This is a genomic window from Verrucosispora sp. CNZ293 (genome assembly GCF_002754655.1).
The window spans coordinates 3,432,935-3,444,669 of sequence record NZ_PEFR01000001.1; the positions used below are offsets into that span (position 1 = coordinate 3,432,935).

Here is an 11,735-nt window from a genome sequence, read left to right on the forward strand (position 1 = left end):
GCTGTTTCCTTTCTCACGATCTCGCTAGGGTCTGCCCGGTGCCGGCGTCATCGCCGCCGGTCATCGGCACGGGAGGCACCCTCTCAGGCGCGGCATGTGCCGCCAGCGCCGTCCGTCCCGCCCGTGCCGACCCTGACGCTCTTCTTCACCCCGGGAGTACGCGTGATCCGACCCAAGCTGTCGCTTCGGCGACCGCTGGCTGTCCTGGCAGCCGCCCTCATCGGCATGACCGGAGCAGCGGCGGTGGCAACCCCGGCCGCTGCCCACCACACCACCATCACCGCCACCGCCGTCTGCGACCAGCTCAGTGGTGAGCGGGTGATCACCTGGACGGTGGCCAACAGCGAGCGTCGTACCGCCGCCACCGTCAAGAAGGTGACCGCCGAGCCCTCGACCCCCGTCCAGGTGCTCGTGCCGGGTGCCGAGGCCGTCGACCTTCAGGGTGTGGCGATCCCCCGGGGTGGCTCCGTCCAGGCTGTCCAGCGGGTGCCGGGCGCGACCACGAGCGCCAAGCTCATCGTCGAGGGCCGCTGGGACAACAGGCGGGAGCGGACCAACGAGGGCACCATCAACCTCGCCGCCGACGCCGCCTGCAACCCGGCGCCGAAGTGCATTGACGCCAGCGAGGCGAAGTACAGCCACACCTTCGACGGCCCGAAGGGCACGGCGACGGTCAAGCTGGACGGTGACCTGCCGCTCTGCGGCGACGAGAAGCAGTACTTCACCCTGGTGTCGTACTTCGCGCCGCGGCCGGAGTTCGCCACCCCGCAGTACGTCTACGGCGAGCCGGACAGCGACTTCCTCGGCGGTGGCCAGAACGAGATCGAGCTGAGCGTCGGTGTCCCGGACTGCCACACCCAGGTCGACCTGATCTGGGGCGGTGTCGACGAGATCATCGACCCGCTCGTCGAGAACGGCCCGCGCTACGGCTCCAAGAAGCTGGGCGAGAAGGGCGCGCCCGGCAACCGTTCGTCGGGTCCGCAGGGCTGGTACAACGGCGGTGACAAGAACTGCACCACCCCGGCGTCCACCTTCGCCTCCTCCTGCGACGGCACCGTCACCGTCTCGCTGAGCAACGACGGTTCGATCTCGAAGTACCCGGTCGAGTTCGAGGTCCGCGGCGAGAACGGCTGGTCCAAGACCGTCACGGTCGAGCCGGGCAAGGCCGACAACGAGACCGTCGTGCCCGCCGAGAACGCCGGCAAGATCGAGGTGCTGGTCGACGGCAAGGTCATCGAGAACGGCACGTACTCCTGGGAGCGTCCCGAGGACTGCCCGCTGCCGACGGTGACCGCCGACGCGGACTGCGAGACCTTCGGGCTGACCGCGTCGAACCCGGAGGGTGGCATGCCGGTCAAGGTGGAGTTCACCTACGGCGACAAGACCGAGACCCGTACCGTCGCCCCGGGATCGTCGGAGAAGGTCACCTTCCCGGCCGGTGACGAGGAGGCGGCGCTTGTCGTCCTGCCGGAGCTGGGCCTGGAGCTTGAGGTCGTCTACGCCCCCGAGGGCTGCGGCGGCGGTGGCGGCGGCGAGGAGCCCCCGGGCCTGCCGGTGACCGGTGCCGCGGCTGGTGGCATCGCCGCTGGCGCGATCGCCCTGCTGGCGCTGGGTGCCGTGCTGTTCGTGATGGCCCGGCGGCGGCGGATCCACTTCACCGCCTGAGCCGAGCCGGCCGAACTGAATTGATCTGAACCGCCCCGGTCGCCCACATGGGCACCGGGGCGGTTCACGTTTCATCACAGTTCTGCCGACAGACCGACCTGTCGCGGCTGCCGGACGCGGCCGACCGGCTCACGGCCGTGGCGTCGGCCACCAGCGGACGGTCAGCCCTTTTCGAGGTACTCGGCGCGATCGGCGTCGACGAGCGCGGCGACCGAGGCGGCGAGCGCCGGATGCCGGGCCAGGTCCGGATCCTCCTCGACCAACGCGATCGCCTCCGCCCGCGCGTCCCGGATCAGGTCCGCGTCGCGCAGCAACGACAGCAGCCGTAGGTGCGAACGGCGGCCGGACTGGGTGGCACCCAGCACGTCACCCTCGCGCCGCTGTTCCAGGTCCAGCTCGGCGAGCTTGAAGCCGTCGGTGGTGGAGGCCACGGCGTCCAGCCGCTCCCGCGCCCCGGTGCCCTCGGCCGCCTCGGTCACCAGCAGGCAGAGCCCGGGCGCGCTGCCCCGGCCCACCCGACCCCGCAACTGGTGCAGCTGCGAGACGCCGAAACGGTCGGCGTCCAGCACCACCATCATCGTCGCGTTGGGCACGTCCACCCCCACCTCGACCACGGTGGTGGCCACCAGCACGTCGAGCTGACCGGCGGCGAAGGACCGCATCACCGTGTCCTTCTCGTCGGCCGGCAGCCGACCGTGCAGGACCCCGATCCGCAGACCGTGCAGCGGCCCGTCGGCCAGCAGCGGGGCCACCTCGGTCACCGCCAGCGGCGGCCGGCGGCCATTGTCGTCGACCGCCGGTGGCTCCTCGTCGGTCCCGGACGTGTCATCCCCGATCCGGGGACAGACCACGTACGCCTGGTGGCCGGCGGCAACCTCCTCGCGCAACCGGCGCCAGGCACGATCCAGGAAGGCCGGCTTCTCGGCGGCGGGCACCACGTGCGAGGCGATCGGCGAACGCCCGCGCGGCAACTGGGACAGGGTGGAGATCTCCAGGTCGCCGTAGACGGTCATGGCGACGGTGCGCGGGATCGGGGTGGCGGTCATCACCAGCACGTGCGGCGGCTGCTCCGCCTTGGCCCGTAACGCGTCCCGCTGCTCGACCCCGAACCGGTGCTGTTCGTCGACCACGACCAGGCCCAGGTCGGCGAAGTCGACACCCTCGTAGAGCAGAGCGTGGGTGCCCAGCACGATGCCGGCCGCACCGCTGGCGACCTCGGCCAACGCCCGACGTCGAGCCGCCGCGCCGAGCGAGCCGGTGACCAGTTCCACCCGGGTGGCGTGCTCGGCGGCACCCAGCTCACCAGCCTGGGCGAGCGGACCGAGCAGGTCGAGCATGCCCCGGTGGTGCTGGGCGGCGAGCACCTCGGTCGGGGCCAGCAGCGCGGCCTGCCCGCCCGCGTCGACCACCTGGAGCATCGCCCGCAGCGCCACCACGGTCTTGCCGGAGCCGACCTCGCCCTGCAACAGCCGGTGCATCGGGTGACCTGTGGCGAGGTCGGCGGCGATCTCCACGCCGACGTCGCGTTGCCCGGCGGTCAGCTCGTACGGCAGCCGGGCGTCGAACGCGTCGAGCAGGCCGCCCGCACGCCCCGGCCGGGGACGCGCGGGTGACGCGGCGGCGTCGCGCTTGCGGCGGACCAGCGTCACCTGCACGGCGAACGCCTCGTCCCACTTCAGCCGCCGCCGGGCCCGGTACAGCTCCTCCCGGCTGGACGGACGGTGGATCTCCCGCAGGGCCGTGCCCAGGCCGACCAGGTTCCGGCTGGCCCGCACGGTGGCCGGCAACGGGTCCTCCGGCGGCGCGACGGTGTCCAGCACCACCCGTACGCAGCGGGCGATCACCCAGGTGGGCACCGCCGCGGCGGCCGGGTAGACCGGGATGAGCGCCCCCGCGAACTCCTCGATCTGCTCGCTGGCCGCCGCCTCGGTGTCGGTCTGCTCACCGAGCAGGACGTACTCCGGCCCGTTGAGCTGCCGCCGGCCCCGGAACTCGGTGACCTTACCGGCGAACAGCCCCCACCGGCCGGGCCGCAGCTCCCGCTCGCGCCACGCCTGGTTGCCGAAGAAGGTGAGGGTGAGGCCGCCCCCGGAGCCGTCGCCGACTGTCACCTCCAGCAGGTTTCCCCGCCGCTGACGCATCGGGCGTACGGCGGTGCGCTGCACCTGGGCCAGCACGGTGACCTGCTCGCCGACGTCAAGCGCGCGGATGTCGGTGTGCTCGCCGCGCTCGTCGTAGCGGCGGGGGAAGTGGTAGATGAGATCGCCCGCGGTGTGCAGGTCGAGATGGCCGGCAAGCGCCTTGGCGGTCTTCTCTCCGACCAGCTTCTTCAGCGGGGTGTCCAGGTCGGACGGTTCGGCGGTCACTCGACACCGACAAGCAGGGGATGGTGCGGTTGCCCACCCGGGTAAACCTGGACCTCGACGAAGGGCCAGCGCGCCGTGATGTGGGCACGCACCGCGTCGACCAGCCCGTCGGGCGCGTCAGCGCCGACGAGCAGGGTGACCAGTTCGCCGCCACCGCCGAGCATCCGATCAACAAGCGCGACGCAGGTGTCCACCAGATCGACGCCGATCAGGTTCACCTCCCCCTCGACCAGGGCGAGCACATCGCCGGCGCGGCACGGACCGGCGACCGTGAGCGCCTCCCGGCCGGCCCGGCACACCTCGGCGTACCGGCAGGCGCCGGCCGCCTCGGCCATCGCGATCACGTCGTCGGCGAAGCGGCGTCGCGGATCGCGCACGGCCAGCGCGGCCAGCGCCTGCACCGGTGAACGGGTCGGTACCACGGCCACCTCCACCCCCAACCGGTGCGCCTCCTCGGCGACCTGGTTCGCCACCGCCTGCGCGTCCGGGTCGTTGGGCAGCACCACCACGCGAGCCGCGCCGGTGGCGCGTACCGCGTCCAGCAGTTCCCCGACCGACGGGTTGCCGGGCACCACCACCGCCCCCTCGGCGGCGAGCAGCTCGGCGATCCCGGCACCGCTGGCCACCACCACGGCGGCGCGTCCGCCGGACGACCGGGCGGGTGCCGGCTCCGGCTGGTCGGCGAAGCGGGTCACCGCGATCTGGTACGGGCGGCCGGCGGTCACACCCGCCTCGATCGCCGCGCCGACGTCGTTGACGTGCACGTGGACCTGCCAGGTGCCGGCGTCGCCGACGACCACCAGTGAGTCGCCGATGGTGGCCAACGCCTGCCGCATCCGTTCCACCGCCGTGGGCTCGGCGTCGAGCAGGAACTGCACCTCGTAGGCGTACTCCGGCGAGCCGGTCTCCCGGGCGACGGTGACCGGCTGTCGCACCGCAGGGACGCCGGGCGCCGGCCGCTCGGGGCTCTCCCCCGTGACCACCTCGACCAGAGCGTCGAGCAGCAGGCACAGGCCCCGGCCACCGGCGTCGACCACCCCCGCCCGGGCCAGCGCCGGCAACTGCTCGGGCGTGCGGGCCAGCGCACCGGTCGCGGCGTTCGCCGCCGCCCTGGCCACCACCCGCAGTTCGTCGCTGCCGGCCTGCTCGGCCGCGCCGGCAGCGGCCGAGACCACCGAGAGCACAGTGCCCTCCACCGGGCGGGCGACGGCGGTGTACGCCGCGTCGGTCGCCTCGCGCAGGGCCATGGCCAGCTCCCGGCCCCGCACCTGCGGGGTGGCGGCCAACGCGTCGGCGAGGCCGCGCAGGATCTGCGACAGGATCACCCCGGAGTTGCCCCGCGCCCCGAGCAGGGCTCCCCGGGCCATCAGGCGCAGCGCGTGGCCGTGCGCGGTCGAGACACCGTCGGCGTGGGTGTCGAGGTCCATCGCGAGCGCCTGCTGCGCGGAGGTGAGGGTGAGCACCAGGTTGGTGCCGGTGTCCCCGTCGGGCACCGGGTAGACGTTGAGCTCGTCGATCTCACCCTGGTGCCGCTTGAGCGCGGCCAGGCCGCTGGCACACCAGCGGCGCACGGCGGCGGCGTCGAGGGTGTCCAGCACGGTGGCAGCCTACTGGCGTACGCTGACACTCGCCCGGCACCGGGCGGGTCCCGCTTCGTCCGGGTTTTCCCGCGCGCGTACCCTCGGCCCGCCGTCGCGTCGGCCTGGCGGAAGGCCGTGGCGGCTGTCGAGCCCGGTTCGGCAGGTGGTTCCCCCATCGGGTACCCTGGCCAGGTTGCCCGGGCTGCGCCTGGCGGCGACTTCATGAACGTTTCAATCCCAGGAGTATCCCGTGGCTAGCGTGTGTGACGTCTGTGGCAAGGGGCCGGGCTTCGGCCACAACGTGTCCCACTCGCACCGGCGGACCAACCGCCGCTGGAACCCGAACATCCAGTCGGTGCGTACCCCGGCCGGTGGCGGCACGACCAAGAAGCTGAAGGTCTGCACGTCCTGCATCAAGGCGGGCAAGGTCGCCCGCGCCTGACGCGGCAGCACCGGACATCACGACAGTCATCACCGGCGGGCCCATCGGGCCCGCCGGTGTCGTCGTGTCCGCAGCAGGCCGGCTGATCAGAGGGTACGGCCGAAGGACAGGCAGCCGGGCTCGTCGGCGTAGAAGCCGAAGTTGGGGATCCGCTCGTAGCCGGCCGCCTTGTACAACGCGATCGCCTCGGGCTGCCGGTCGCCACACTCCAGGATGATCCGGCGGCGGCCGTTCTCCCGGGCCGAGCGTTCGATGGCCGCCAGCACCGTGCGGGCCACGCCCCGTCCCCGGGCCTCCGGCGCGGTGTACATCCGCTTCAACTCGGCGGTCCCGTCGCCGTGGCTGCGCCAGCCGCCGCAGCCCACCGGCCGCCCGTCGATCCGGGCGACCAGGAACGCCCCGGCCGGCGGTACGAACTCGCTCGCGTCGACAGGGGTCTCGTCGCCGCTGCCGCCGTACCGGGTACCCAGGTCGGCCAGGGTCGCGGTGATCAACCGCTGGGCCTCCGGAGAGTCGAACGGCACCGTCTGGATCTCGATCTCGTGCACCCGTGCAGGGTACGACCCCGCTGGCTGCGCCCCGCCGGGTGGCCGGTGGTCAGCGGAAATGGTCCCACCCGGGCGGGCCGTCGAACGGCTGGCCGTCCACCGTCACACCGGCCCCCTCGGCCACCCGGCCGATCACCCGCCAGCCCGGTGGCAGGGCCGTCGCCGGGGGGAAGGTCGCCGCCAGCGCGTGGTCGTCGCCACCGGCCAGCAGCCAGGCGTACGGGTCGACGCCGAGCGCCTGCGCGGCGTCGCGCATCTGCGGCGGCACCTCGAAGGCGTCCCGGGAGATGTCCACCGCCACCCCGCTGGCCTTCGCCACGTGCCCGAGGTCGGCGAGCAGCCCGTCCGAGACGTCGATCATGGCGGTGGCGCCGAGCCGGGCGGCCTGCGGTCCAGCCGGGTAGGGCACCTCCGGCCGGCGGTACGCCTCGACCAGCAGCCGGGGCGTCCGGAAGCCACGGGAGAGCACGGTGAACCCGGCCGCGGCGTAGCCGGTCCGGCCGGCCAGGGCGAGCAGGTCACCGGGTCGGGCACCGGCCCGGGTCACAGGTGACCGACCGCCCAGGTCGCCGAGGGCGGTTACCGCGATGGTGAGCGTGGGGCTGGCCGACATGTCGCCACCCACCACGCTGGCCCCGACACCTGCCGCCTCGGCGCCGAGCCCGTCGGCGAGTTCCTCCATCCAGCCGGTGTCGACGTCGGTCGGTACGCAGAGCGCCACCAGCAGGGCGGTCGGCTCCGCTCCCATGGCCGCCACGTCGGCGAGGTTCGCCGCCGCCGCCCGGCGGCCGATGTCGTGGGCTCCGGACCAGTCCCGCCGGAAGTGCCGTCCCTCGACGAGCACATCGGTGGTGGCGACCACCCGGGCGTCCGGAGCGGCGACCACCGCGGCGTCGTCCCCGGGGCCCAGCAGCACCGTGGAGCCGTACGACAGCCGGGCGGTCACCCGGTCGATCAGCCCGAACTCCCCGACCCCCGCGACACTCACGCCGACACTCCGCTGCGCTCGCTCACGACGGCACTCCGCTGCGCTGCGTGCCGCCGTGAGGCACCACCGCCCTGAGCCTGATGGCTCGCTCGCTGCGCTCCGCTCACGACGGCACTCCGCTGCGCTGCGTGCCGCCGTGAGGCACCACCGCCCTGAGCCTGATGGCTCGCTCGCTGCGCTCCGCTCACGACGGCACTCCGCTGCGCTGCGTGCCGCCGTGAGGCACCACCGCCCTGAGCCTGATGGCTCGCTCGCTGCGCTCGCTCACTGCTTCTCCTTGGCCACCGATAGGGGTCTGCCCTGGTCCGTAAGGTACTTTCTCCCTTCGGGCCGCCTGGCGGGCGGCGACGGAGGGAGGTCGAGTCGTGGTACAGGCGTACATCCTCATCCAGACAGAGGTCGGCCGGGCACGTGACGTGGCCGGTCTCATCGCGGATCTCGCCGGCGTGGTCCGCGTCGACGCGGTCACCGGGCCGTACGACGTGGTCGTGCTCACCGAGGCGAACACCGTCGACGAGCTCGGCAAACTCATCGTCAGCAAGGTGCAGATGGTGCCCGGTATCACCCGCACCCTCACGTGTTCGGTGGTGCGCCTGTAAATGGACGAGCAGACCCGATCGCCGGTCGCCCAGGCCGACCGTCCGGCCGAGGCGCCCGACCGTACCAACCGCAGTGCGGCGCTGATCGCCACGGCGGTGGCGGTGCCGGTCGCGCTGCTTGTGGGTGCGCTCGCGCTGGGCAACCTGGCGCCGGAGGAGCCGGCCGCCGCGCCGCAGCCGTCGGCGACCACGCCCGGTCCGGTCTCCACCGCGCCCGTCGAGATGGCTGCCCCGCAGCTCGGAGAGCGGCCGGCCGTCGTCTGCCGCGCCCTGCTGTCGCAGCTGCCCGACTCGATCCGCGAGCTGCCGCAGCGACAGGTCAGCGCCGGGCCGGAGCAGAACGCCGCGTACGGCGACCCGGCACTCACCGTCGCCTGCGGTGTTGACGCACCGGAGGTGAAGCCCGACGACCACCTCTACCTGGTGAACTCGGTCTGCTGGTACGCGGTGGAGGGGCCCGATGTGACGGAGCTGACCACCGTCGACCGGGAGACGGCCGTCACCCTGCGGGTGCCGCACTTCTACGGCGAGGCGTTGCAGTGGGCCTCCCCGGTCTCCGCCACCATCGTCGAGTCGATCCGGTCGTCCGGCACGGCGCCGTCCGGCTGCACCTCCTGACGCACCGGGGCAGCCGCAGCGCGTGGCGACGACCCGACCGGCTCAGTAATGCCCGGGCCCCCGGGTCAACGCGGTGCGGATCAGCCGGTCGACAAGCTTCGGGTACTCCAGACCGGCCGCCGCCCACATCCGGGGGAACATCGACGTCGGCGTGAAGCCGGGCATCGTGTTGATCTCATTGAGGTACACGTCGAGGTCGGGCGTGACGAAGAAGTCGACGCGGGCCAGGCCGGCGCAGTCAAGCGCGGTGAAGGCGCGCACGGCGTAGTCGCGTACCTGCCGGGTGACCCGCTCCGGCAGGTCGGCCGGGATGTCGTACTCGCAGGCGGACTCGGCGTCGATGTACTTGGCCTCGAAGTCGTAGAAGTCGTAGTCGCCGACCACCCGGACCTCGGCGAGCACGGACGCCTCCGGCGCGCCGCCGGCCTCACCCTCCAGCACGCCGCACTCGATCTCCCGACCGACGATGGCGCCCTCGACCAGCACCTTGCTGTCGATCTCGCGGGCGGTGGCGAGGGCCGCGTCGAGGTCGGCCCAGTCGTTGATCTTGGTGATACCGAAGGACGAACCGGCCCGGGAGGGCTTGACGAAGACCGGCAGGCCCAGCCGCTGCTTGTCCGCCTCACTGAGTGTCGTCCCGCTGCGCAGCACCGCGTACGGGCCGACCGGAATGCCCTCGGCGGCGCAGAGCTTCTTGGTGAACTCCTTGTCCATCGCGGCGGCCGAGGCGAACACCTTCGCCCCGACGTACGGGATGCCGGCCATCTCCAGCATGCCCTGGATGGTGCCGTCCTCACCGTAGGCACCGTGCAGCACCGGGAAGACCACGTCCACGTCGGCGAGCGCCCGGGGCCCCTCGGTCGGGTCGAGCACGAGCAGCCCACCGCCGGCGGGGTCGGCCCGCAGCACGATGTCCGTGCCGGAGTCCGCGGTGATCTCCGGCAGCCGGCGGGCGCTGATCGCCAACTGGCCGGGGTCGCCATTGGTGAGCACCCACTGGCCGGCGCGGGTGATGCCCACCGGCACCACCTCGAACTCGTCCGGGTCCAGCGCGCCGAGCACACTGCCGGCGCTGACGCACGAGATGCCGTGTTCCGGGCTGCGGCCGCCGAAGACGATCGCCACGCGGGTCTTGCCTGGGGTGGTCACTGTGGTCACCTTTCGGAAGCACTGCTGGCGCTCTCCCGATGACCTTACTGTGCGTGGCGGGCACGGGTAGCCGATACCCTGCGGCAACGCCTGACCGCCGCAAACGGTCAACGCATGATATACGGAACGTAATCGGTCAGCACGCGGCGGTCAGCCCGCCAGCTCCCGCTCGCCGTACGCGTGCCGCCGACCGATGGCGAGCACCTTGACCCGTTGCCGGCCGGCCCGCACCATGCCCAGCGCCATGAAGGCCCCGGCGATCCGTTCGGCCGCCTCGCGGCTGCTCGCACCGACCACCTGGCGACGGCGCTCGGGCGCCAGCCGCTCGTTGCGACCGTCCACCTCGTACGGGCGGACGTCGGTCAGCACCACCAGGAATCGTGTCATCGCCGGCCGCACCGGCGCTCGCCGAAAAACCGCTGACCAGTCCGCACGTCGATTCCCTTCCGGTGGCCGACCCACTGGCGCGGCACGCGGCGGTCGGGTACGGGGGAAAACCCGACCGCCGCGCGCCCCATCCCCTCCGGTCGCTCACCACCACCGTCGCCACGACAACCGGCGGTGAGGACGCGCTAACAGATTGACAGCTTCATGGGCATGAATGCAACTCTCACCGGCGTTCTCTCATGTACAGGTTCCCAAATACGTGCGACCATCTATACATGGCTCCGAAGACCGCACGCGCCCGCCGGTTGGGCATCGCCTTGCGCCACCATCGGGAGGCCGCCGGCCTCACCCTGGAGGCCGCGGCCGACGAGATCAACAGCACCCGCAGCACGCTCTCCCGCTACGAGAACGCGAAGACCCTGGTCAGCCCGGCGACCGTGCGCGCGCTGCTCACCCTCTACGGCGTCGGCGCGGACGAGGTCGCAGCCGCCGTCGAGCTGGCCAAGGACGCGCGCAAGCCGGGCTGGTGGGTGTCGTACTCGTACCTGCTCGACCGGCGCACCATCGACTTCATCGCGCTGGAGGCCGAGGCCATCGCCATCGCGAACTTCGAGCCGTCGGTGGTGCCCGGGCTGTTGCAGACGGCCGACTACATCCGTGGCGTGATGCGCGGCGGGCCGCACACCCTCAGCGACAACGACGTCGAGGAACGGGTACGCATGCGACTGGACCGGCAGCAGCGGGTCTTCGAGGAGGACCCGCCGATATTCGACGCGATCCTCGACGAGGCCGCGCTGCTCCGCCCGGTGGGTGACCACTCCGCACAGCAGGGCCAGCTCAGCCACCTGCTCAAGATGAGCGAGCTGCCGAACATCACGGTCCAGGTGATCCCGTTGGCCGCCGGCTACCACCGGGGCACCCGGGGCTCACTGCACATCCTGGAGTTCGCCGACCCGGAGGACCCGATCATCGCCTCCGTGGAGACCGTCGCCGGGCAGATGATCCTGGACCGTCCCGGTGACCTGCGTACCTGCACCAAGATCATGGAGCACCTGCGCACCGTCGCACTCAGCCCGACGGCCAGCCGCGAGGCAATCTTCACACTCCTGAAGGGACGGTAATTCGATGGCACCGACGACAAACGCGGTGGTGGTCGTGGCCGGGTGGCGCAAGAGCAGCCACAGCGGCGACGAAGGAGCCTGCGTCGAGGTGGCGGTCGTCCCCGGCACTGTCGCCGTACGCGACTCCAAGGACCCGCACGGTCCGCTGCTGACCTTCCCGCCGTCGGCGTGGACCGCCTTCGCCCAGGCTCCGCCGACCCGCTGAGCCACGGAGGAACCGCACCCCAGTGCCGCTGACCGGGCCGGTAAGGGCACCGCCGGCCCGGTCAGCC

General features: G+C 72.4%; 12 protein-coding genes. 6 read left to right on the plus strand and 6 right to left on the minus strand.

Going from position 1 to position 11,735, the window contains the following annotated elements:
- Positions 1 to 162 precede the first annotated feature (162 nt).
- Positions 163 to 1,665, plus strand: coding sequence for a cell wall anchor protein (locus tag CLT74_RS15495; RefSeq protein WP_099852071.1), 1,503 nt, complete (start codon positions 163 to 165; stop codon positions 1,663 to 1,665).
- A 161-nt stretch (positions 1,666 to 1,826) separates the two neighbouring features.
- On the opposite strand, the gene recG is transcribed toward CLT74_RS15495, so the two are convergent.
- Together recG and CLT74_RS15505 are read right to left on the minus strand one after the other, a co-directional pair.
- Positions 1,827 to 4,031 carry an ATP-dependent DNA helicase RecG gene (recG, locus tag CLT74_RS15500; protein WP_099847181.1) on the minus strand — a complete coding sequence of 735 codons (2,205 nt, stop codon included), beginning with the start codon at positions 4,029 to 4,031 and terminating at the stop codon, positions 1,827 to 1,829.
- On the minus strand, positions 4,028 to 5,629 hold the full coding sequence (locus CLT74_RS15505; protein WP_099847182.1) for a DAK2 domain-containing protein: 1,602 nt from the start codon (positions 5,627 to 5,629) through the stop codon (positions 4,028 to 4,030). The genes recG and CLT74_RS15505 overlap by 4 nt, the downstream gene beginning before the upstream one ends.
- Before the next feature lie 232 nt (positions 5,630 to 5,861).
- Between CLT74_RS15505 and rpmB the strand changes: the two genes are divergently transcribed.
- Positions 5,862 to 6,053 carry a 50S ribosomal protein L28 gene (rpmB, locus tag CLT74_RS15510; RefSeq protein ID WP_093401721.1) on the plus strand — a complete coding sequence of 64 codons (192 nt, stop codon included), beginning with the start codon at positions 5,862 to 5,864 and terminating at the stop codon, positions 6,051 to 6,053.
- Positions 6,054 to 6,139: 86 nt separating this feature from the next.
- Here rpmB and CLT74_RS15515 read toward each other — a convergent pair whose 3' ends face one another.
- Positions 6,140 to 6,601 carry a GNAT family N-acetyltransferase gene (locus CLT74_RS15515; RefSeq protein ID WP_099847183.1) on the minus strand — a complete coding sequence of 154 codons (462 nt, stop codon included), beginning with the start codon at positions 6,599 to 6,601 and terminating at the stop codon, positions 6,140 to 6,142.
- Positions 6,602 to 6,650: 49 nt separating this feature from the next.
- Entirely contained in the window at positions 6,651 to 7,589 is a 939-nt protein-coding gene (locus CLT74_RS15520) for a thiamine-phosphate kinase (RefSeq protein ID WP_099847184.1), read from the minus strand.
- Between the two features lie 365 nt (positions 7,590 to 7,954).
- Between CLT74_RS15520 and CLT74_RS15525 the strand changes: the two genes are divergently transcribed.
- Positions 7,955 to 8,188, plus strand: coding sequence for an Lrp/AsnC ligand binding domain-containing protein (locus CLT74_RS15525; protein WP_013284547.1), 234 nt, complete (start codon positions 7,955 to 7,957; stop codon positions 8,186 to 8,188).
- Complete coding sequence (locus CLT74_RS15530) at positions 8,189 to 8,806, plus strand: DUF3515 family protein (RefSeq protein ID WP_099847185.1); 618 nt, start codon at positions 8,189 to 8,191, stop codon at positions 8,804 to 8,806.
- Between the two features lie 42 nt (positions 8,807 to 8,848).
- Here the strand turns inward: CLT74_RS15530 and CLT74_RS15535 are convergent, their stop codons facing one another.
- Both CLT74_RS15535 and CLT74_RS15540 read right to left on the minus strand, forming a co-directional pair.
- Positions 8,849 to 9,955, minus strand: coding sequence for a D-alanine--D-alanine ligase family protein (locus tag CLT74_RS15535; protein WP_099847186.1), 1,107 nt, complete (start codon positions 9,953 to 9,955; stop codon positions 8,849 to 8,851).
- 150 nt (positions 9,956 to 10,105) lie between these two features.
- Entirely contained in the window at positions 10,106 to 10,342 is a 237-nt protein-coding gene (locus tag CLT74_RS15540) for a hypothetical protein (RefSeq protein WP_099852073.1), read from the minus strand.
- 275 nt (positions 10,343 to 10,617) lie between these two features.
- Between CLT74_RS15540 and CLT74_RS15545 the strand changes: the two genes are divergently transcribed.
- On the plus strand, positions 10,618 to 11,463 hold the full coding sequence (locus CLT74_RS15545; protein ID WP_099847187.1) for a Scr1 family TA system antitoxin-like transcriptional regulator: 846 nt from the start codon (positions 10,618 to 10,620) through the stop codon (positions 11,461 to 11,463).
- Between the two features lie 4 nt (positions 11,464 to 11,467).
- Complete coding sequence (locus tag CLT74_RS15550) at positions 11,468 to 11,668, plus strand: DUF397 domain-containing protein (RefSeq protein ID WP_099847188.1); 201 nt, start codon at positions 11,468 to 11,470, stop codon at positions 11,666 to 11,668.
- The last annotated feature ends 67 nt before the right edge of the window (positions 11,669 to 11,735 follow it).